The sequence below is a fragment of the Caballeronia catudaia genome (assembly GCF_001544755.2).
In the GTDB taxonomy this organism is placed as follows: Bacteria; Pseudomonadota; Gammaproteobacteria; order Burkholderiales; family Burkholderiaceae; genus Caballeronia; species Caballeronia catudaia.
The window spans coordinates 1-20,930 of sequence record NZ_FCOF02000070.1 but is presented as its reverse complement, the minus strand read 5'-3'; the positions used below and the strand labels follow the sequence as shown (position 1 = coordinate 20,930).

Annotated in this window: 26 protein-coding genes and 2 pseudogenes; 24 read left to right on the top strand and 4 right to left on the bottom strand. The window is 62.6% G+C overall.

Annotation, left to right across the window (positions count from 1 at the left end):
* The first annotated feature begins 215 nt into the window (after positions 1–215).
* From AWB75_RS38295 to AWB75_RS34185, 4 genes and pseudogenes are all read left to right on the top strand, one after another.
* Entirely contained in the window at positions 216–572 is a 357-nt protein-coding gene (locus AWB75_RS38295; RefSeq protein WP_200823079.1) for a hypothetical protein, read from the top strand.
* A 58-nt stretch (positions 573–630) separates the two neighbouring features.
* Positions 631–798, top strand: a pseudogene (locus tag AWB75_RS39010) (PAAR domain-containing protein); the annotation flags it as partial.
* A 370-nt stretch (positions 799–1,168) separates the two neighbouring features.
* Entirely contained in the window at positions 1,169–1,687 is a 519-nt protein-coding gene (locus AWB75_RS34190; RefSeq protein ID WP_235012387.1) for a type VI secretion system amidase effector protein Tae4, read from the top strand.
* Entirely contained in the window at positions 1,684–2,319 is a 636-nt protein-coding gene (locus AWB75_RS34185) for a hypothetical protein (protein WP_061128394.1), read from the top strand. The genes AWB75_RS34190 and AWB75_RS34185 overlap by 4 nt, the downstream gene beginning before the upstream one ends.
* A 53-nt stretch (positions 2,320–2,372) precedes the next feature.
* Here the strand turns inward: AWB75_RS34185 and AWB75_RS39005 are convergent, their stop codons facing one another.
* Complete coding sequence (locus tag AWB75_RS39005) at positions 2,373–2,621, bottom strand: hypothetical protein (protein WP_327220387.1); 249 nt, start codon at positions 2,619–2,621, stop codon at positions 2,373–2,375.
* Between AWB75_RS39005 and AWB75_RS39000 the strand changes: the two genes are divergently transcribed.
* From AWB75_RS39000 to AWB75_RS34130, 10 genes are all read left to right on the top strand, one after another.
* Complete coding sequence (locus AWB75_RS39000) at positions 2,511–3,059, top strand: hypothetical protein (protein ID WP_061128393.1); 549 nt, start codon at positions 2,511–2,513, stop codon at positions 3,057–3,059. The two genes, AWB75_RS39005 and AWB75_RS39000, sit on opposite strands and share 111 nt — an antisense overlap.
* The gene (locus AWB75_RS34170) at positions 3,056–3,337 is read left to right on the top strand and encodes a hypothetical protein (protein ID WP_200823078.1); all 282 of its coding nucleotides are present in this window, start codon (positions 3,056–3,058) and stop codon (positions 3,335–3,337) included. The genes AWB75_RS39000 and AWB75_RS34170 overlap by 4 nt, the downstream gene beginning before the upstream one ends.
* Before the next feature lie 230 nt (positions 3,338–3,567).
* On the top strand, positions 3,568–4,692 hold the full coding sequence (locus AWB75_RS34165) for a porin (protein WP_061128392.1): 1,125 nt from the start codon (positions 3,568–3,570) through the stop codon (positions 4,690–4,692).
* A 19-nt stretch (positions 4,693–4,711) separates the two neighbouring features.
* The gene (locus tag AWB75_RS34160; RefSeq protein ID WP_061128391.1) at positions 4,712–5,068 is read left to right on the top strand and encodes a BON domain-containing protein; all 357 of its coding nucleotides are present in this window, start codon (positions 4,712–4,714) and stop codon (positions 5,066–5,068) included.
* Positions 5,069–5,099: 31 nt separating this feature from the next.
* Positions 5,100–6,767 (top strand): fatty acid--CoA ligase, encoded by a 1,668-nt coding sequence (locus tag AWB75_RS34155; RefSeq protein WP_061128390.1) that lies wholly within the window; start codon positions 5,100–5,102, stop codon positions 6,765–6,767.
* Complete coding sequence (locus AWB75_RS34150; protein WP_061128389.1) at positions 6,764–7,228, top strand: MaoC family dehydratase; 465 nt, start codon at positions 6,764–6,766, stop codon at positions 7,226–7,228. Before AWB75_RS34155 ends, AWB75_RS34150 begins: the two co-directional genes overlap by 4 nt.
* Positions 7,229–7,295: 67 nt before the next feature.
* Positions 7,296–8,975, top strand: coding sequence for an alpha/beta fold hydrolase (locus AWB75_RS34145; protein ID WP_087087151.1), 1,680 nt, complete (start codon positions 7,296–7,298; stop codon positions 8,973–8,975).
* 73 nt (positions 8,976–9,048) lie between these two features.
* On the top strand, positions 9,049–9,864 hold the full coding sequence (gene phaZ, locus AWB75_RS34140; RefSeq protein ID WP_061128387.1) for a poly(3-hydroxyalkanoate) depolymerase: 816 nt from the start codon (positions 9,049–9,051) through the stop codon (positions 9,862–9,864).
* Positions 9,865–10,103: 239 nt separating this feature from the next.
* The gene (locus AWB75_RS34135; RefSeq protein ID WP_061128386.1) at positions 10,104–11,285 is read left to right on the top strand and encodes a porin; all 1,182 of its coding nucleotides are present in this window, start codon (positions 10,104–10,106) and stop codon (positions 11,283–11,285) included.
* A 25-nt stretch (positions 11,286–11,310) separates the two neighbouring features.
* A complete protein-coding gene (locus AWB75_RS34130; RefSeq protein ID WP_061128385.1) occupies positions 11,311–11,703 on the top strand; it encodes a hypothetical protein in 393 nt (130 codons plus the stop codon).
* Positions 11,704–11,726: 23 nt separating this feature from the next.
* Here AWB75_RS34130 and AWB75_RS34125 read toward each other — a convergent pair whose 3' ends face one another.
* Together AWB75_RS34125 and AWB75_RS34120 are read right to left on the bottom strand one after the other, a co-directional pair.
* Entirely contained in the window at positions 11,727–12,968 is a 1,242-nt protein-coding gene (locus AWB75_RS34125; RefSeq protein WP_061128384.1) for an NAD(P)/FAD-dependent oxidoreductase, read from the bottom strand.
* A 22-nt stretch (positions 12,969–12,990) separates the two neighbouring features.
* Complete coding sequence (locus tag AWB75_RS34120) at positions 12,991–13,773, bottom strand: ABC transporter substrate-binding protein (protein ID WP_061128383.1); 783 nt, start codon at positions 13,771–13,773, stop codon at positions 12,991–12,993.
* A gap of 185 nt (positions 13,774–13,958) precedes the next feature.
* On the opposite strand from AWB75_RS34120, the gene AWB75_RS34115 reads away from it, so the two are divergent.
* The 10 genes and pseudogenes from AWB75_RS34115 (at position 13,959) to AWB75_RS34075 (ending at position 20,435) form a co-directional block, all read left to right on the top strand.
* Positions 13,959–14,948 carry an ornithine cyclodeaminase family protein gene (locus AWB75_RS34115; protein WP_061128382.1) on the top strand — a complete coding sequence of 330 codons (990 nt, stop codon included), beginning with the start codon at positions 13,959–13,961 and terminating at the stop codon, positions 14,946–14,948.
* A gap of 31 nt (positions 14,949–14,979) precedes the next feature.
* Complete coding sequence (locus tag AWB75_RS34110) at positions 14,980–15,645, top strand: helix-turn-helix transcriptional regulator (RefSeq protein ID WP_407642200.1); 666 nt, start codon at positions 14,980–14,982, stop codon at positions 15,643–15,645.
* Between the two features lie 171 nt (positions 15,646–15,816).
* A complete protein-coding gene (locus AWB75_RS34105; protein ID WP_061128380.1) occupies positions 15,817–16,731 on the top strand; it encodes a LysR family transcriptional regulator in 915 nt (304 codons plus the stop codon).
* A 33-nt stretch (positions 16,732–16,764) separates the two neighbouring features.
* Positions 16,765–17,058: pseudogene (locus AWB75_RS34100) on the top strand (TRAP transporter large permease subunit); the annotation flags it as partial.
* A gap of 177 nt (positions 17,059–17,235) precedes the next feature.
* Complete coding sequence (locus AWB75_RS38995; RefSeq protein WP_061128378.1) at positions 17,236–17,424, top strand: hypothetical protein; 189 nt, start codon at positions 17,236–17,238, stop codon at positions 17,422–17,424.
* Positions 17,425–17,441: 17 nt separating this feature from the next.
* Positions 17,442–17,678: an amidohydrolase family protein gene (locus AWB75_RS38990; RefSeq protein WP_235012385.1), complete on the top strand. Its 237-nt coding sequence runs from the start codon at positions 17,442–17,444 to the stop codon at positions 17,676–17,678.
* A 134-nt stretch (positions 17,679–17,812) separates the two neighbouring features.
* Entirely contained in the window at positions 17,813–18,415 is a 603-nt protein-coding gene (locus AWB75_RS34090) for a DUF1326 domain-containing protein (RefSeq protein ID WP_061128376.1), read from the top strand.
* Positions 18,412–19,209 carry a DUF2182 domain-containing protein gene (locus tag AWB75_RS34085; protein ID WP_061128375.1) on the top strand — a complete coding sequence of 266 codons (798 nt, stop codon included), beginning with the start codon at positions 18,412–18,414 and terminating at the stop codon, positions 19,207–19,209. The genes AWB75_RS34090 and AWB75_RS34085 overlap by 4 nt, the downstream gene beginning before the upstream one ends.
* Before the next feature lie 153 nt (positions 19,210–19,362).
* Positions 19,363–19,854 carry an NUDIX domain-containing protein gene (locus AWB75_RS34080; RefSeq protein ID WP_061128396.1) on the top strand — a complete coding sequence of 164 codons (492 nt, stop codon included), beginning with the start codon at positions 19,363–19,365 and terminating at the stop codon, positions 19,852–19,854.
* A gap of 110 nt (positions 19,855–19,964) precedes the next feature.
* Entirely contained in the window at positions 19,965–20,435 is a 471-nt protein-coding gene (locus AWB75_RS34075; RefSeq protein WP_061128374.1) for a ribonuclease, read from the top strand.
* A gap of 114 nt (positions 20,436–20,549) precedes the next feature.
* Here AWB75_RS34075 and AWB75_RS38985 read toward each other — a convergent pair.
* Positions 20,550–20,930, bottom strand: a 381-nt coding sequence (locus tag AWB75_RS38985) for a hypothetical protein (RefSeq protein WP_235012384.1), incomplete at its 5' end; no start/stop codon positions are given.

Genomic DNA, 20,930 nt, shown 5'->3' with positions numbered 1-20,930 from the left:
AAGGCGCGACCGTGATCACGACTTTGTCCTGATTCTCGGGGTGCAATGAATCGTCGAGGAATTGCATGTGTGGCTCCGGCGTAAGTTGAATCGATGTCGGCGATGCGGCGCGTCGATGCGCCTGAACTGATCTGCATCGTAGTGAAGAGCGATTCCATGCAACCCTCTCGCGGCGGGAGGGGTAAATTGCGCGCAGGGGGAGGCGGCGGGCCGGCGTGGAACGGCCGGAGTCCGCGCCGTCTTCTCTCTCTCCGCCAGCGGAGCATTGCAAAGCCACGTTAATTCAATCAGTTACGGGGCTTTCGCTTTTTCTGGCCAATCAGCGGGCGGTGGGCTACGGTCGCGAGAGCATGTTGGCGACGTTTCCGAATAAGTCAGGTATCGCCAAGCGAACGCTGGAAGAGAAATTCGCCGCCGCGCATCGAAGTCTCGACGCCGCCTCATTTACGATGCCGTCAAAATTCGTCGATCTTGACGTGTCCCTGTCTGTCATCGGTTGTGTGTTGCCTGTGCTCTCGTATGCTGGCAATCTCATCGATTCGGTGAGCATTTCCATACAGGAGTCGAAGTAAATGCCAGAAAGCAAGCATAACGAACCATCATCACGATGGATAAAACGGCGAGAGTTGCATGACTGACAGACTGGTTGGGAAAGGCGATTGGACGACCACGCGAGGCCGAGTTCTAGGCGGTTCTTCGTCGTTTTTCGCGGAGAACGGGCAAACGCTCTCGCGTCGCAACGACATTGCCACCTGTGGCAACTGTGAAGGCAGTTTTCCGATATTAGGTACTGCCGATACGATCCTTGATGAAGGACTACCGCTCGTCAGGCATATGGATCGAGTGCTTTGTCCGTGTGGGCAGAATCGCGTGATTTCGGGGCATCCCGAGTTCTTGATAAGGGACGGGAAAGCCGAAGAGGCTCGCGCATCGGCGGGCGGTGGCGCTCCAATCGCAGCGCTGGCTGAGACAGCGGCAGAGAACGCGCGGTTTGACGAACAACTACGCGCCACCGCGTCTAGCGTCAGTCTCGACGGCTATCCGTACCAAATCGAAATGGCGGACGGTCGCATGTTCTCTGGCCGCGTCAAGTCGGGCGGCGCGCTGCCCCGCATGATGACCGGCGAGAACGCCGACGAATACACCGTGTATGGGGCGATGACGCCCTTTGACGTTCAAAGAACTGTGGGACAACTATCCGAGCGGCAACCCATACGACAACCCCGCATACGAAAATCAATGCGCCATTCGCATGAGCGTGACGCTTCATCGCGTCGGCATCGGCATGAAGTCGTTTTCTTCCAAGCTGGTGCGGCCTTCTTCGGGTCATTCAACCATCGGCCGTATCATCCTCGACGGCAAAGCCACGGCAACCCGGGCCGACGAAATGGGGCAGTGGCTTATGCAGCAGCCATTCGCGGGATTGCCCAAAGCCGAAGACGTCACCGGCACCGATTGGCAAGCGAAAGTCAAGGGCCGCACGGGAATTATCCAGTTCTCGCGGTACTGGACACGCGATGGAGAGAATGCCGATAGCGCGAGCGGCGGTCATATTGATCTATGGGACGGTCGCTCTCTAACGGGCGGATTTTCTTCTTTCCTCCGATTCCGTATAGGCATGGCTTCGACTTGGTGGTATTCAGACTTGGGCCAATCAAAGCAGATCCTCTTCTGGGAAACCAAGTGAAGAAAGTTGCGGTATTTGTCCTGTTCACGGTCGCGGGTTGCGTGACCGCAATCGCGGTTTCGTCGATCTTGCTCGCCTTCGATCGCGATCCCGGATGCGGTTTAGACTGTCCCAGCCCCGGCTTAACCGCCGCTTTGTTTTGGGGCATTGCAATCGCGCTGATCTTCGCAGTCGTTGGGTTTGTGTGCGCCCGTCCCGCGCCATCCGAACCGCGCCGCATCGTTGTTGTTTTGGCGGTGCTAGTTGGTAGCGCTCTACTCGGTGCGAGCGCTCGTTACGTGTTCGAGTTGCATGATCACTATCGAGAAGCAGAAGCGGCAAGGCCAGTTGTAGCGGACTTCAATTTTATGTACATGGCGATAGCGACGCGCGACGTGCAGACATACACGAAGGCCGAACGCGGCGCGTTGCGGGCTGCGAGTGTCATTCCGCAATGGCAACGATGCGTGATTGATGGCGCGTCATGCGGCGGCCAAAACAAGCAGGCTCACATGCGTTGTAAGAGCGGCGTCGTGTATGTTAATGAACCAGACTGGAAATCATTTTCCTTAATCCCGCAGGAGAACCTACAGGGCGCAATCGCGATGAAATCCATGAATCTCTGCGCGCCTGATAACGTGCCCGACGAATAGACAAGCAATCGCGTGCGCCGTGGCAATGCGTCCGGGCGTATCGCTCTTCGCTTTTACGCGCCGCAAGAACGACGTGAGAACCATGTCGCTGCAAACCTTTCCGCGAGGTGAGGGAAGACAAGCGCTTCGTGTAGCTTCTGTTCCTTCAGCCGATTGACGAGCGCCAGCGAAAGCGCGGATAGCGCCACGCGATGCACTTCCTTCGCTTTCATCCGTTCGGCGGGCACGGCCCAGATACCCGCGTCGAGATCGAACTCGCTCCACGTCGCGCCGCGCACTTCGCCGCTCCGCGCAGCCGTCAGAATCAGGAAGAGCAGGGCGGCGCGCGTGGCTTCGCCTTCTGGCCGAAGCGGGCACCCGATCCGAAGGCGACTGTCTACGGGTTCCGCAATGGCCAGTATTTACCGCTCGACGCGAACGGTTCCTTTGTCGATGACACGCCATACGTGTCCAGTCGGGTTGCGGCCAAAGCTGCCGCCACGGCGAGCGCGGTCGCTCGTTCCGACAGTGGTAATAGCGAAAGCGGTTTTGACTGGCTCGGCGCTGTGGATGCAGTAGCCGGGGCCGCGCTCGGCGGCGCGGGTTCAAGCGGCGATGGCGGCGGCGATTCGATGCTCAAGAGCTTTGGAAATGCTGACGACAGCGACGGCGGTTCGTTGCTCGGAGACGCGCAGCCGTTCGAGTATCAGCCGGACATGCCAGATGGTGAGATATTCAACCTTGCGAAGACCGTGGCGTGATTGCACAACGCATGATCGACTTCGCGGACCAAAACGTCGCATCTCGCCTTTTAATTTCTCCGATGTACAGCTTTTCGATTGACGATCTGAGCGCTTGGGTCCGCTGGATGTACAGCCGCGATGGCGCGAAAGCCCCCGAATTGGATCGCGCAATTATCGAGCGGATGTATCAGGATATTATCGCGGGACGCAAAGCGCTGTTTGTTCTCGAACCTTCATGTGGTGCCGAACTGGCCGTACTTTGTGAATCGGTCGAAATCCTCACGCAACCCGGTTGAGATACGTATTCTGTGCTCTCTGGTGCTGTGGTGGCACTGGACAGGATTTGCAGCCTGACAGAGGTATTCACCCGCGACGCCTGCGCAATGCAGGGGTTTAGGCTCCAACGGATTTGCCCGCCGCCCCTCCCTCCATGAGAGGGGCCTCAACCGCACGCTCTCCGTATTCTTGCCATGTGACTTCATGCGCCGTTGGCACGCGTGAAAAATCAAAAAAATACGGAGACTTCATGAAACGCAGCATCCCCTGCCTTGCCGCATTACTGACCTTTTCGGGCGCCGCATGTGCGCAAGGATCGGTGACGCTCTATGGCGTACTCGATGCCGGCGTGCTCTATCAGAGCACTTCCGCGGCTTCGTTCGCACCGAACGCGCCCAACCTGGGAAAGGTGTATCGCTACAAGGACGGCGGCATTTACGCCAGCTACTGGGGCCTCAAAGGCAGCGAAGAACTGGGCGGCGGCTATCGCGTGAACTTCAGGTTGCAGGGCACGTTCGATTCGGGCACCGGCAGGTTCGGGCTCTCCGACACCCCCGGGGTGCCCGCGCAGTTCAACCAGTTCGCGACGCTCGGTGTGTCCGGCCCGTTCGGCACCTTCAACGCGGGCCGCCAGATCGTGCCGATGGTCTACGCGATGTTCGAAACCGACGTGCGCGGCGCGCAGTATTTCGGCAGCATTCTCACCGCGTGGCTCGGCATGAATCAGGCGGCCGGCTGGCCCGGCACCAGCACCAACGGTCCGATCGGCGCGCTGTACGACAGCAACGCGCTCGTGTACGAGTCGCCGAAGTTCTACGGCGCGTCCGTCGCGCTGGAGTACGCGCCCGGTGGCGTGCCGGGCGAATTCCAGGGCGGCACGCGCGAGTCCGCCGTCCTGAAGTATTCCAACTACGGTCTGAACGCGTCGGCGGTCTATTACAACGGCCACGACGCGAACCCGTTGCCCGGCGTCGCGCCGAGCGGCCTCAACAACAACCGGCTCGTGTATCTGGGCGCGATGTACACCTTTCGCGACTTCTCCGTGTCCGGCTCGTACAGCCACGGCAAGAATCCGGCGAACGCCGCCCGCGCGGACTACGACCTCTGGTCCGCCGGATTGGGATACCGGTTCACGCCGGTGCTGAAAGTCACGTCCGGGTTCTACTACCTGAAGGACAAGAACAACTCGGCGAATCATTCGAGCGAATTTGCGGTGGGCACGGAGTACAACGTGTCGAAGCGCACGCTCGCTTATGCGCAGGTCGGCTATGTCGACAACCACGGCACGATGAATCAGACGATCGTCTATGGGCAGCCCGTCGCGCCGGGCGAGTCGACCACGGCCGCGATGATCGGCCTGCGCCACAACTTCTGAACGATATCGGGAGCAACATATGAAGAAAATCTCAGTGTCCGCGGCAATGATCGTTCTGGCGTCGCTCAACGTGAGCGCTCAGACGAACCAGCCGATGACGGCGAGCGCGCCAGCGGTCGCGTCGAACGCGAGCGCGCCCGTCGCCACGCGAAAGGACGATCGCGCACTGCGCAAGCGCGTGTATGCCGCATTCGCGAAAGACAAGCGCATCGATGCCGGCGACATCGGCGTCAATGCGAAGGATGGCGCGGTGACGCTGACCGGCACGGCCGCCGACGCCGCGCAGATCGAAACGGCAGCCGCATTGGCGAAAGGCGTGCCCGGCGTGAAGTCGGTGACGAACAAGCTGACCGTCAGGCGCGGCTTCGGGCAATGACGCGCACGCCGCATCGCATCAGGAAACTCAAATGAATCACGACATGTTCGAACCCGCTCAATCGGCGTACGCGTACCCGTTGCTCATCAAGCAGCTCATGCACACGGCGCTTTCGCATGCGCCCGATCAGGAGATCGCGTACCGCGGCGAGACGCGCCTGACTTATCGCGCCATGCAGGAGCGCATCGCGCGCCTCGCCAACGGCCTCACGCGTCACGGCGCGGTCATGGGAAGCACCGTCGCGGTGATGGACTGGGACAGCCATCGCTATCTCGAATGCTATTTCGCCATCCCGATGATGGGCGCGGTGCTGCAGACGGTCAACGTGCGGCTCTCGCCGGCGGAGATCGCCTACACGATCAATCATGCGGGCGCGCAGATCCTGCTCGTCCATAGCGATTTCCTGCCTGTGGTCGAATCGATCCGCGATCAACTGGAATCGGTGCGCGCCTTCATCCTGATCGACGAAGACAGCGAAGGCAGCGCCCACACGACCCCGTTCGCAGACGAATACGAGCGCATGCTGGCCGCGAGCGAATCCACCTGCGACTTCCCGGACTTCGACGAAAACACGCGCGCCACCACGTTCTATACGACGGGCACGACCGGCCTGCCGAAAGGCGTCTGCTTCTCGCATCGTCAGCTCGTGCTGCACACCATCACCGGGATGGCGGCGCTCGCGAGCCCCGCGTCCGGGCAGCGCTTTCATCGCGGCGACGTGTACATGCCGATCACGCCGATGTTCCATGTCCACGCGTGGGGCATGCCGTACATCGCGACGATGCTCGGCGTGAAGCAGGTCTATCCCGGCCGCTACGTGCCGGAACGCCTGATGAACCTCGTGCGCGACGAGGGCGTCACGTTCTCGCATTGCGTCGGCACCATCCTGCACATGCTGCTCAATTGCGAAGACGCGAAGCGCATCGACCTGAGCAAATGGAAGATCGTCATCGGCGGGGGCGCGCTCCCTCACGGGCTCGCGCGCGCCGCGCTCGAGCGCGGCATCGATATCTTCGCGGGCTACGGCATGTCCGAAACCTGTCCGTTGCTCAGTCTCGCGCAGCTCAAACCCGGCAGCGAGTCGCTCGATATCGACGAAGAAGTGCGGCTGCGTTGCAAGACCGGCCTGCCGATACCGCTCGTCGACTTGCGCATCGTGAACGAAGAAGGCAGCGATGTCGCGCACGATGGCCATGCAAGCGGAGAGATCGTCGTGCGCGCGCCGTGGCTCACGCAAGGCTATCTGAAGGATGAGGCCGCATCGGCGCAACTCTGGGACGGTGGCTATCTGCATACGCAGGATATCGGCAACATCGATCCGGACGGCTATCTGCAAATCACCGACCGCATCAAGGACGTGATCAAGTCCGGCGGCGAATGGGTTTCGTCGCTGGAAATCGAGAGCCTGATCTCGCTGCATCCCGGCGTCTCCGAGGTCGCCGTGATCGGAATCAAGGACGAGAAGTGGGGTGAGCGGCCCGTGGCGCTGGTGGTGCTCAAGGCGCAATCGAATGTCTCGGAAGACGACATCAGGCATCACGTGCTGGCGTTCAGCGAAGCGGGAAAGATCTCGAAGTACGCCGTGCCGCAGATCGTGAAGATCGTCGACTGGCTCGACAAGACGAGCGTCGGCAAATTGAACAAGAAGCGCCTGCGCGAACAGTTCGCGTCGTCGCTGGAACGGAATACGACAGCATGAGCACGATCGGATACAGCATGGCGACGATCGAAGCGTTCGTCGGCCGGGAGTTGGGCGTGTCGGACTGGATCGTCGTCGATCAGGCGCGCATCGAGGCGTTCGCGCAATGCACGGGCGACATGCAGTGGATCCACGTGAACGAGGAGCGCGCGAAACGCGAAAGCCCCTTCGGCGGAACGATCGCGCACGGCTATCTGACGCTCTCGCTTCTGGCGACGCTCGCGATCGAAGTCGGTCTCGTGCCGCCGGATGCGTCCGCCGCGCTGAATTACGGGCTGGACAAGGTGCGCTTCATGACGCCGGTCAGGTCCGGCGCGCGGGTGCGATGCCGCGTCGTGCTGACGTCGGCGGAAAGGAAAGGCGGCGGCCGCATTCTCGTGAAGACGGACAGCGAACTGCAGATAGAAGGCGAGGACAAGCCTGCGCTGATCGCGCAAACGCTCGCGATGATCGTGGCGTGACAGTCGCGCACGCGGAGGAGACAAGCATGAAAGTACGGAGTTTCAGATGGCAGCAAACGAAAGTCACATGAGCAACGAGAACGACGGCCTCACGGCCAATGCAACCGACGGCATGCTCGGACCGAATCCGTTCGTCGGATTGCGCGGCATCGATATGCTCGCCGCCGCCGGGCAGATCGGCGCGCAGGCGATGCTGCATCCCGCGCTGTTGTTCGGGCAGACCGCGGCGCTCGTGCGCGATCTGACGTCGGCGGTGAACGGCAAGGAAGCCTGCTCGCCCGAGCCTGGCGACAAGCGCTTCGCCGATCCCGCATGGCGCGAGCAGTCGCTGTATCGCACGACGCTGCAGGGCTATCTCGCCTGGCGCAACGCTCTGGCCGGTTTCGTGGAACGCTCGGCGCTCGACGACGCGAACAAGGAGCGCGCGCAGTTCGTGATGTCGCTCATGACGGACGCGCTCGCGCCGACCAACACGCTCGCGGGCAATCCCGCGGCGCTCAGGAAGCTCGTGGAGTCGCGCGGCGCGAGTGCCGTTGCAGGCGTGAGAAACATGCTCGCCGATACGCTCGGCAACAAGGGCATGCCGTCGCAGGTCGACAAGAAGGCGTTTCGCGTCGGCGAGAATCTCGCGACGACGCCCGGCTCGGTCGTGTTTCGCAACGAGGTGCTCGAACTCATCCAGTACGCGCCGGCGACGCCGAACGTCTACGCGCGTGCGCAACTGATCGTGCCGCCGCAGATCAACAAGTTCTATATCTTCGATCTGTCGGCGAACAAAAGCATCGTCGAATATCTGGTGAAGAGCGAGTTCCAGGTGTTCGCCGTGAGCTGGCGCAATCCCACCGAGGCGCAGCGCGACTGGGACATGGACACGTATGTCGCCGCGCTCATCGAAGCGATCGACGCGGTGCGCGACATCACCGGACACGCCGACGTGAACCTGCACGGCGCGTGCTCCGGCGCGATGACGATCTCCGCGCTGCTCGGCCATCTGGCGAGCCGCGGCGCGAAGACGGTCCATGCGGCCACGCTGATGGTGGCTGTGCTGGACAGCACGTCGGAATCGCAGCTCGGGCTCTTCACGACGCCCGCGGCCATCGAGGTCGCCAAGCGCAACAGCCGCGCCAAGGGCGTGCTCGCGGGCGAAGAGATGGGCCGCGTGTTCGCGTGGATGAGACCCAACGATCTCGTCTGGAACTTCTGGGTCAACAACTATCTGATGGGCGAGGCGCCCCCGGCCTTCGACGTTCTCTACTGGAACAACGACGCGACACGCCTGCCCGCGAAACTGCATGGCCAGTTGCTCGACATCTTCACGCAGAACCTGTTCAGCGAGCCGGGCAAGCTGACGGTGCTCGGCACGCCGGTCGATCTCTCGAAGGTCACGTGCGACACCTACGTGATGGCCGGCATGACCGATCACATCACGCCGTGGAAAGGTGTCTACGACACGGCGCGCGCCTTCGGCGGCAAGACGCGCTACGTGCTGAGTTCGAGCGGGCATATCCAGAGCCTGATCAATCCGCCCGGAAATCCGAAGGCGAAGTACTTTCATAACGACGCACTCCCCGACGACGCCGACGCCTGGCTCGCCGATGCGCGGCCCCAAGCGGATTCATGGTGGACCGACTGGCGCGAGTGGCTTGCCACACGCTCGGGCGAACTGCGTCGCGCGCCCCGCGCGCCCGGCAACCGGCGGCACAAGCGGCTGGCCGCCGCGCCGGGCAGTTATGTCCTCGAGGCCTGAAACGCACGAGATGCCGCGCTCCGGCGCGGCGTCCTTTCGACATTCACGTGGACATTCACATGGAACAGCAACGATGAAGAATGTGCGTGCACTGGATATCCAGACCGTCTCGCTCGACGGTCAGCTGCTTCGCGTCGGCATCTGGCGGGGCAGTCGGGCTTCGCCGCCGCTCGTCGTCTTCAACGGCATCGGCGCCAACCTCGAACTGGTTCAGCCGTTCGCCGACGCGCTCGGCGACGTCGAGGTCGTGATCTTCGATATTCCCGGCGTGGGCGGATCGCCCGCGCCGCTCGTGCCGTATCGCTTCTCCACGCTCGCGGTGATGACCGACAGGCTGCTCGCGAAGCTCGGCTATGACGGTCCGGTCGATGTGCTCGGCGTCTCGTGGGGCGGTGCGCTCGCGCAGCAGTTCGCGCATCTGTATCCGTTCCGCTGCCGCCGGCTGGTGCTGGCCGCGACGTCGCCGGGCGTGATCATGGTGCCGGGACGGCTTTCCGTGCTGTCGAAGCTGATCGGGGCGCGCCGCTATCGCGATCCGGACTATATGCGGGAAGTCGGCGCGGAGATTTACGGCGGCGCATACCGGACCGATCCCGCGCTGCTGGAAGAACACGGTCGTCACATTCGCGCGCCGGGCGGCCGCGGATACCTGTATCAGCTCTTCGCCACATGGGGATGGAGCAGCCTGCTGTGGCTCGGCACGCTGCGTCAGCCGACACTCGTCATGCATGGCGATGACGATCCCATCATCCCGCTCATCAACGCGGAAATTCTCGCCCGCCGCATCCGGCGCGCGACGCTGCATGTCCTGAAGGACGGCCATCTCTTTCTCATCACGCGAACGCGCGAAGTCGGTCCGCTGGTGCGCAACTTCCTGTCGAGCGAGTAGCGGCGTTACGCGGCGGCCGCCGGAACTTACCAGTCGTTCTATTTCGCCCGCCTGAGGCCGCGTGGAAAACTTGCGGCTCGGGGTTGCCGGTTGCCGTCGCGGTCGCATAGAGTGTGTGGAGAACATCGCCCGTGTTTCCGACGGTGCTCTGTACGATCCGGCGCTCTGCAATCATCGATGTCCTGTATTCGAAGCGTTCCAAGAGAAGTTCTTCTCTCGGTCTTGGCTGGAGCAGGCAAATGAACAAGTTGCTTATAACCGGTGCGGCGACGGCGATCACGCTGACAGGCGCAGCGTATGCGCAAAGCAGCGTTACGCTCTACGGTCTGATCGACGCGGGCCTGAACTACACGAGCAACGAGATAACGGCCACGGGCGGCGGCGGCCACAGCAACTGGCAGATGACGAGCGGCGCGATTCAGGACAGCCGATGGGGCCTGCGCGGAGCCGAAGACCTCGGCGCGGGACTGAAGGCGGTTTTCGTCCTCGAGAACGGCTTCGAGCTGAATAACGGCCAGTACACGTCGAGCAATCGACTATTCAACCGGCAGGCGTACGTGGGCGTGTCGAGCCGCGAATACGGCGCGCTCACGCTGGGCCGGCAGACCGACGGCATGGTCGACTTCGTCGGGCCGCTTTCGCTGACCGGCACGGAATTCGGCGGCACGCATTTCGCCCATCCGTTCGACATCGACAATCTGAACGATTCGTTCCAGATCAACAACTCGGTGAAGTACATGAGCCCGGACTTCGCCGGCCTCAAGCTCGGTGCGTTGTACGGCTTTTCGAATCAGGCGGGCGGTTTCGCCAATAATCGCGCCTACAGTTTCGGCCTCTCGTATATCCGTGGGCCGTGGAACTTCGGCTTCGGTTATCTCCAGCTCAGCAGTTCCGCGCGCACGCCGGCGCAGTTGAACGCGAATGGCGCAGTCACCGATACCACCGCCGCGTCCCTGCAGAACGCACTGCTGACGAGCGCCGTGCCGATCGGCGTGCTCGCCGACAAGCAGAGGACGCTGGGCGCAGGGGTGAACTACTCGTTCGGCCCGGCCGTCGCGGGCTTCGTGTATTCGCAGAGCAAGATCACGCAATTTTTCCAGACGAACCTGAGCGTGAATTTTCAGAACTTCGAAGGCAATTTCCGCTATGCGCTGACGCCGGTGGTCGAACTTTCGGGCGCGTACACCTATTCGCGCGCGGGCGGAAACGGAGGCGGCGGCATTCCTCACTGGAACCAGGTGAGCGCGATGGCCGATTACCGCTTCTCGCGACGTACCGATGTCTACATTCAGGGCGCGTGGCAGCGCGTGAGCCCGAGCGGCACGTCCCCGCTGGGCGTGGCATGGATAAACGGCGTGAGCAACCCGTCCTCCACGACGACGCAGGTTCAGGCGGCGGCCGGATTGCGGCATCGCTTCTGATTTTCTTCAATGGCTGGGGATTTCGATGCGCGTCAACGTCTCGCTGGCTCTGCTTGCCCTATCTGTTCTCGTCGCCGGGTGCAACACGCCGCCCATTCCACCGGGAAAGTCGGTCGATATTCCAACGGCATTGCAAAACGTCCTCGACGGTCTGTGCGAATTCAAGAAGGCGCAGGCGGCCGGCAAGCAGAACTATGGCGTCGCGATCGACTCGGTCACGGTGGAACTGGATCTGACCGTCGATGGCGCGCAGACCCCGCCCGTCGCCGTGGCGCCGGATATCAAGTTCATCCCGACGGTCAGTTACGGGCACATCATCACGGCGAACACAGGAAGCCGGCTGCTCGTTTCGCTGAAGAACGTCGATGGCGCACATGGCGCCGGCATGAATTGCGGTTCGGCGGGACCGGCGAAATAGGCCCGCTTCCACGAACGCGCCCGCTAAAACCTTCCCACCCGATAAGGCAGCGGATCGGTGAAACCCGCTTCGCCGTCCATCAGTTCGCCGACGAGCCTTCCCGTCACCGGACCGAGCGTGAGGCCATGATGCGCGTGCCCGAACGCGAACCAGAGTCCGGGGTGGCGGTCCGCAGGCCCGATCACTGGCCGCATGTCCGGCGTGCAGGGCCGCAGCCCGAGCCACGGCGATTCGTCGATCCGCGCCCCGAGGCCGAACACCGGGCGCGCGAGCCGCTCCGCGCGTTCGAGCTGCACCGGGCTCGGCGGCCTGCCTGGGCGGGCGAGCTCGACGCCGGTGGTCAGACGCAAGCCGCGCCGCATCGGTGCGACGACATAGCCGTTTTCGATATCGACGACGGGCCTACCTAGCGCGGCCCGTCCATCGCTTGCGTAATGCATGTGGTACCCACGCTTGGCCATGAGCGGCACGCGGTAGCCGAAGTTGCGCGCGAGGTCGCCGGACCAGACGCCGAGCGCCACCACTGCCGCCTGCGCCTCGACCGGCCCGCTCGCCGTCATCACCCGCCAGCCGCTTCCCGACGGTTCGAGCGTCGCGGCGTCGCCGGTCAGGATGCGTCCGCCCTCGCGCTCGAAAAGCGCCGCATAGCCTTTCGTCAGCGCGCCCGGATCGATCACGCTGCGCGGGTCGGTCCAGTGGATCGCGCCCGCGTATGCGCCATCGAGCGATGCTTCCAATCGATGCAGCGCGCTCGCATCGAGCACGTTCATGCCGAGCCCGTGCTCGCCCGCGATGCGCCCGGCGGCGCTCGCCTCCCGCTCGAACTGCTCGCGCGAGCGATAGGCTTCGAGCCAGCCCGTGGGCCGCACGAGATCGGCGAGACCGGCCCGTGCGATCAGCACCTCGTGCTCGGCCACGCTTCTCCCGATGAGCGGCAGCATGTCGCGCGCGGCGGCGGCGAGGCGCGCCGGCGCCGACTCCCACCAGAACCGCGCGAGCCACGGCGCATACGCGGGCAGCGAGCGCAGGTCATAGCGCAGCGCGGTCGCGCGGTTCATCGCGAACTTGAGCACCGTGCCCCAGTCGCGCGGAAACGCATAAGGCACGACCGACGACGCCTCGATCAGCCCCGCATTGCCGAAGCTCGTCGCCTCGCCGGGCGCGCTGCGGTCGACGAGCGTCACCTGCCATCCGCGCTGCCGCAGATGCAGCGCCACGCTTACTCCCACGATGCCCGCGCCGAGCACGATCACGTCCTGAGCCATGTTCCGATGCCTGATGAAGTCCTTATTTCGCAATGATGTCGCGTTTGAAGTACTTTTGCGACAGTTGGCTCAGCGTGCCGTCTTTCTTCAGCGAATCGAGCGCGGCGACCACCTTCGCCTTCAACGCCGCATCGTCCTTGCGCAAGCCGATGCCGGTGCCTTCGCCGAGCGTCGACGGATCGGAGAGCGCGGCGCCAGCGAAATCGAAGTCCTTGCCCTCGGGCTTCGCGAGGAAGCCGTCGATCGCGGTCTGCACTTCCTGCACGGCGCCGGCGAGCCGTCCGGCCGACAGGTCGGCAAAGATCTGGTCCTGGCTCTGATACGTGACGACCTGCACGCCATCGCTCGCCCAGTGCTTGCGCACGTAATCCTCCTGCGTCGAGCCTTGCAGCACGCCCACCGACTTGCCTTTCAGACTCGCGGGCGTTGGCTGGAGGTTCGAGCCGCGCTTCGCGACCATCTGGATCGGCATCACGTAGATGGGCGGCGTGAAGTCGATCGCCTGCTTGCGCTTGGCCGAGATGTTCATCGCCGAGTTGATCGCGTCGAACTTGCGGGCCTGCAGCGCGGGGATCAGCCCGTCGAAGCTGTTCTCGACCCACACGCACTTCATCTTGATGCGCTGACACACCGCGTTGCCGATGTCGATGTCGAAGCCTTCGAGCTGGCCCGTCGGCGTCTTGCTCTCGAACGGCGGATACGACGCCTCGACGCCGAATCGCAAGGTCTGCGATTCCGCATGCGCGAGGCCGAATGTGAACGCGAGGCTCGCCGCGCCCGCGAAGCAAATCATCTTCCAGTTCATTGTCGTCACCAAAGTCGTTTGTGAACCTGCACCGTCCGTGTTGCGCCAGGCGCGGGCGTCGCCACGCGCTCACTGGAAATATAGACTAAAAATAAAATAAAAGTCTAGAATAGACAAAAATGTCCACGCCGTAGCGACGCCAATCCACGGCGACAAACCCACGGCGACGAACCGGAGGCTTTCGAATGAATTCTTTGTCTGAAGAAACGCAAGTTGCCCCGACGCCTTTCATCGTTCATGAAGAAGAGGTGCGAAAGGCGCTGCCGTCGCTCGATATTCGCGGCGCGCTCGAAGACATGTTCGCGGCGCTCGGTGACGGCGAGGCCGTGCAGCCGCCGCAGACGCTCACGCTTTTTCCGCGCGGCGCGGGCGATTTCATCACTTATCTTGGCGTGCTCGCGAAGCACGACGTGTTCGGCGCGAAGCTCTCGCCCTATGTCGCGCAGCCTGGCGCGCCGATCGTCACCGCGTGGACCGCGCTCATGTCGATGCGCACCGGCGCGCCCCTGATGTGGTGCGATTCCGCGCTCCTCACCACCGAGCGCACGGCCGGGACGACGGCGCTCGCGGTCGACCGGCTCGCCCGCGCATCGAGCGAGCGGCTGGCGGTCATCGGCTCGGGGAGCGTCGCGCTCGCGCATCTGCGGCATGTCGCGCCGTTGCGTGAATGGTCGGAGATCCGCATCCATTCGCCGCGCCTCGCGAGCGAGCGAGCGCGCGCGGACGCGATGAAGGCACTCGATTCGCGCGTGCGCGTCGCGGCTTCGGTCGGCGAGTGCGTGCGCGACGCGGATGTCGTGATGCTGTGCACGTCATCGGGCACGCCGGTGCTCGCGCTCGATGCACTGACGAAGCCCGCGCTCGTCACGTCGATCAGCACGAACGTCGCGCGCGCGCATGAGATCGATCCGGCCGCGCTGAATTCGCTCGACGTCTATTGCGACTATCGGCGGACGACGCCGTCGAGCGCGGGCGAAATGGTGATCGCGCGGGAACATCACGGCTGGTCGCCCGATGCGATTCGCGGCGACCTTGCGGAACTCGCGCGCGGCGCGTCTCCAGCGCCGTCTTATGAGCGGTCGGTGTTCTTCCGCTCGATCGGCCTCGGCCTGGAGGACATCGCGGTCGCGCACGCGCTGCATGTCCATCTCGCGAAGCTGCGCGCGGCGGCCTAGCGGTATCATCGGCTTTCGCGGGACCGACTTCATGCCTATTTCCATGCCACGACGCAAGACGCCCAACGCCGATGACGCCGCGCGCGAAGCGCTGCTCGCGCGCTACGCGCATATCGCGGACAGCATCACGACGCTCTTTTTTCCCTATGCGGAAGTCGTGATCCACGATCTCTCGGACCAGACGATCGCGTACTTGTCGAACAATCTCTCCAAGCGCGAGATCGGCGACGACTCTGCGCTGGAGGATGTCGAGGAGACCGCGCGCGAGCGGCTCGTCGGCCCGTACGAGAAGCTCAACTGGGACGGGCGCCGCATGCGCTGCGTCAGCACGGCGCTCTTCGACGACGCGGGCAACGCCGCGGGCGTGATGTGCATCAACTTCAATATCGCGGCTTTCGAGGAGATGCGCTCGACGCTCGATCTTTTCCTGCGCGGCGCGGGTGTCGTTGCGCAGCCCGTCGAGCTTTTCAAGGACGACTGGCAGGAACGCATCAACACGTTCCTGCATGGCTGGCTGCGCGAGCGGCAGATCGCGCTGAATTCGCTCACGCGTGATCACCGGCGCGAGCTCGTCGAGGCGCTGCATGCGCAGGGCGCGTTCAAAGGCAAGAGTTCGGCGAACTATGTCGCCAAGGTGCTCGGCATGGGACGCGCGACCGTCTACAAGCATCTGCGCGAGATGAAGGACGGCGACTGAGCGGCGGGTTCCTGGCATCGGGACGGAGGCAGGAAGAGTTCCCGGTCCAGATTTGGGGAAAGAATCTTGATTTTTAATCAAGTGCGATCGGGCCTTGCGCAACGCGTGTGCAGACTTTACTTTTGCGCGGAAACCGGTCTATAAGGAGAAACTCTTGAATCGAAGTCAACGATGAAAGTCACGCTCGACGAGCTTCAGACCTTTGCGACGGTGGTCGACACCGGCTCCATCACGGCGGCGGCGGAACAACTGGATCAGACGGTTTCAGGTGCGAGCCGCACGCTGGGACGGCTCGAAGAGAAGCTCCAGACAACGTTACTGCGCAGAACCACGCGGCGTCTGGAACTGACGGAAGAGGGCAAGAGCTTCCTGCAAGACGCGCGCGAGATCATCGACGCCGTGGAGAGCGCCGAGGAGCAGATCGCCGCGCGGCGCGAGCGGCCCTCGGGACTGTTGCGCGTCGATGCGGCGACGCCGTTCATGCTGCATGTGATCGTGCCCCTGGTCGCGGGCTACCGCGAACGCTATCCGCATGTGGAGCTGGAACTGAACAGCAACGAAGGCGTGATCGATCTTCTGGAACGTCGCACCGATGTCGCGATCCGCATCGGCAAGCTGAAGGATTCGACGTTGCACAGTCGTCCCATCGGCAGCAGCCGCATTCGTGTGCTCGCGACGCCGCAGTACCTTCAGGCGCATGGGGTTCCCAAACGCATCGACGAACTCGCGAATCATTCGCTGATTGGTTTCACGCAGCCGGAGTCGCTCAATCTCTGGCCGCTCGCCGGGCCGGACGACGAGCCGTATCGGATCACGCCGGCCATCGCGTCGTCGAGCGACGAGACGCTGCGGCATCTCGCGCTGGAAGGCGCGGGCATCGTGTGTCTGTCGGATTTCATGACCCTGCGCGACCGGCGCGAGGGCAGGCTCGTGCAGATTCTCGCGCGCCACACGCAGGAAGTGCGGCAACCGATCAACGCGGTCTACTATCGCAACACGGCGATCTCCGCGCGCATCGCATCATTCGTCGACTATCTGGCCGAAGCGGTCAAGACGACCGAGTTCGCGCTGACCGGCCATCGCTGATGCTTCAGCCGATGCCGAGCACGTTCGCGCCGATTGACGTCGCTTGGCAACTGGAACCTCGTGATCGTCGTCGCCGTCGTGTTCATGGTGGTGATCGGCGTGCCGATCATGGTCGCCTTCGGGTTGTCGACCGTCGCGTATCTGAGCACGGTCACCATGACGCCGATGCTCGTCGTGATGGGCTGTATCGACGAAGGCATGTCGAGCCTGATCCTGCTCGCGATTCCCTTGTTCGTGTTCCTCGGCGCGCTCATCGAAGCGATGGGCATGGCGCAGGCGATGATCCGCTTTCTCGCATCGCTGATCGGGCATTTGTTCACGGGTGGCTTCGTTCAAATGGAACCGGCTCTTTTTTTCTCGGCGATTACCGCTGTCTCCATCGAGACTTTCTTCCGCAAGACTATCTCGCGGCGGTGGGCGCGCAACGCGTGATCGGAACGGTCCACGTCGAGGCGGAAACGTGCGCGCGACGAGCAGGTCGCCGAAACGCGCTGGCTGCATGAGGTGCATGAGCGATACGGCTTTCCGGGCGCCGTGGTCGCGCATGCGTGGTTCGATTCGCCCGACACGGAGGAAATCCTCGCGCGGCATGCGGCGTATCCGCTCGTGCGCGGGATTCGTTCGAAGCCGGTCACATCGCGCAGTCCCGGCGAGCGGATTGAAGATCTGCGCGGAACGATGCGCTCGAATTGATTGCGCGCGAGCCGAACGTGCATCTGAAAATTTCGGGTTTCTGTGTTCCGGGGCAGCGCTGGAGCGTGGACGCAAACGCGCGCATCGTACGCACCGCGATCGACGTGTTCGGCGCCAGCAACTATCCGGTGGACGGCGTGGTGGATCGGATGACGGATATCTTCGACGGCTTCAAGGCGATAGCCGCGCCCTATTCGATCGCGGACCGGCTGGCGCTCTTTTACGATAATGCGGTCGAGGTTTATCGAATGTGAGAAGCTCTGACTGCATAAGCCGCTCCAATCATTCGCAGCGCCGGATGCTTTGATTCCGGCCCGGTTAACGCCTACAACAAAGAATGTCCGGCGATGTTCGTGCGTGCCGGATTCGACCGGCGGAGGAGGCGCGAATGAGCTATCAACTGATGGGCAGCATCCTCGAAGTGTGCGAGTGCAAGATCCTGTGTCCGTGCTGGGTCGGGGAAGATCCCGATAACGGCACTTGCCGCAGCGCGATCGCTTACCACTACGAGCAAGGCGTGATCGACGGCGTCGATGTGTCGGGAAGGACCGTTGCGTTCGCGGCGTTCATTCCAGGCAACGTGCTGAAGGGCGGCTGGCGCGTCGCGATGTTCGTCGACGACGGCGCGAGCGATGCGCAATTCGATGCACTAGTGAGCGTGCACCGTGGCGAGCGCGGCGGGCCGCTCGCGGATATCGTGAAGCTGATCGGTGAAATGGTGTCGGTGGAGCGTGCTGCGATCGAATACACGGTCGTCGAAGGCAAGGGCAGGATGAAGGTCGGTGAAACCATCGAGGCGGATCTGGAGCCTTATCGCGGGCCGACCGGCGAGCCGACCAGACTGGTCGAAAGCATCTTTTCGACGATACCCGGATCGCCGGCGTTCGTCGGCAAGGCGAACGCGTTCCGTCTGCGACACGAGAAGCTCGCACTCGATCTGCATTTGACGGGACACAACGCCATTCAGGGATCGTTCAGCTTTGCGTCATGAAGATGCGCCTGCGCTCGCGGCTTTTCGCGCCGCTCTTCGTCGCGTTGACGGCGGGCGCATGGATTGCCTTATGGGCGTGGAACGCGGGGCCGTATGCGCGCTACCTGCATCGGGCGAGCTGGACCGAGCTGCCGGGCGTCGGCGCGATATGCCGTGCGGTGCCGGGTGCGAGCCTCCCGCTTGCCGCGTCGCTGCACAGCGCCGCATGGCTCCTGATGATCGCGGCGATGATGCTCCCGACCGCCTTCCCGCTCTTCGACGCCTTCAGGCGGATGACGCGTGCGCGCGAAGAACGTCGCTCGCTGATCGCGTTGTTGATCGTCGGCTACGCCACGGCGTGGGCGTTGTTCGGGCTAGTCGCACACGGCTTCGATGCGGCGCTCCATCGTCTTGCGGATCAATCGCCGACGTTGCTCACGAACGGATGGCTGATCGGCGCTGCGATCGTCGCGGTAGCGGGCCTCTATCAGTTCAGCAGCCTGAAGTACCGATGTCTCGACAAATGCCGCTCGCCGCTCATGTTCATCACCGGTCATTGGCGCGGCCTGAGCGCACGCCGAGAGAGCTTTCTGCTCGGCATGAGTCACGGCGCTTTCTGCGTGGGCTGCTGTTGGGCGCTGATGCTGCTGATGTTCATGGTCGGAACGGGAAGCGTCGGCTGGATGCTGGCGCTGGGCGCGATCATGGCTGCCGAGAAGAACTTCACTTGGGGCAGGTCGATCGGCAAGCCGCTGGGCGTTGCGCTGATTGCCTGGTCCGCATGGATCGTCGTGCAGCATGCGAGTGTGGTCTGAGGCTGGCGCACGACCCCGCCCGAGGCACAGAACTTGCGCGGATCTTACTTTGGATTGCATATGTTATGTTCTTCGATTCGATCGAACTGAATGGACGCAAGCCGCACATAAAGCGATGACGCTGTCGTTCCGCTGACCATGAAAGGAAACCTCATGCCACGCCTCGATCCTGCGCGTCCGCCAATGCTTCTCGACTTCGTCTGGCGTATGTTGCTTCGCCTCGGTTTCGTGTTTGCCCGCATCTGGTGGTCCGTTCGACGGCCTCATCATCAGGGCGCGCTTGTCGCTGTCTACGTCGGGCAAGCGCTATTGCTGCTGAGGTCATCGTACCGGTCCGAATGGAATTTCCCGGGCGGAAGCGTCCACGCCGGAGAAACGCCCGAGGCGGCAGCGCAGCGCGAAATGGAAGAGGAGATCGGGCTTCCGCCGTACCCGTTGCTTGCCGCGGGCAGCGTCTGCGGAATCTGGGACGGAAGAAGGGATCGGGTCCATTTCTTCGAACTGCATCTCGATCGGCTACCGAGGCTGCGGCTCGATAATCGTGAGATCATCGCCGCGCAACTGGCATCGCCCGACGAATTGTGCGGCATTGCGCTGACCAAGGCGGTTGTCGCCTATCTCGGCAGAGATCTTCAATCGTCGTAAGGCTCGGGGTGGCGAAACGGCTCGAAAACGGAGATTGATTCACTCCGCTACTAGCGATACTCTTAATAACCTTTCGTTGGTCGTCGAATGCTGGTCAACCCGGAGACACCGTGAAGCGAGCGTGGGCTTTAACCTGCATTCTCGCCGTGAGCGCGATTCTCGGCGGCTGTAACAAGGACGGATCGCGAAACGCTACTCAGGAAGCGGGTGCATCCGCGAGTCAGGCGCCGGGTCAGCCTGGGCAGGCCGCTAGCGCCACAACCGCCGCATCGGGGGCGAAGGATCGAAGCGCGGCGGCTTCCGTCACCAAGGCGCAGTTGCCGGGGGAAGCCGCCGAAACACTGCGTCTGATCAAGGCGGGCGGCCCGTTTCCTTTCGGTGAGGACGGGGTCTTGTTTCGCAACAGCGCGGCATTACTGCCGCAGCACGCGCGCGGCTACTATCACGCATACACCGTTCGCACGCCTGGCTCGGCGGATCGAGGGCTACGCCGCATCGTGTGTGGCGGACCGCGCAGGCAGATCAACGACTGCTACTACACCGACGATTACTACGCCAGTTTCAAACGCATTACGAATTAGCATGAGCTGGATTGCCTGATGTTCTTCGATCGTCGAAAAGTTGGCAAATATATTCGGAATCCGAAGTATCGACGTTGCGTAGAGCGATCGTGGGAACTGAATCGAAGACCGGTGCTAATTCGCGCGACTCGCGATGGTCGCGGGACTACGTTGAATCCACCCGTGCGCGAGCAGCGTTTGCGCAAGCTGAATACGCGCTTGCGAGGCGCGGTATCTGCGGCGCTGCTGATGCTCGTTTCGCTTGGCCAGATTCACTTGCATCTTCTTCCGATTTGAGTCGGCGTATTGCGACCCCGATTTTCGAAATTTTTTTGAAAAAGGCGCTTGACGACATCGAAATAGGCCCGCATAATTCGCCTCCCGTTGAATGACGGCGCGCAAGAAAGCAAGCAGACAGCGAAGCAAATTCATTGCGCAATGCTCTTTAAAAACTAACAGCCGATAAGTGTGGGCGCTTGATGGCGAGTGCGGTTTCAGTCTTTCGAGGCTGGAGCA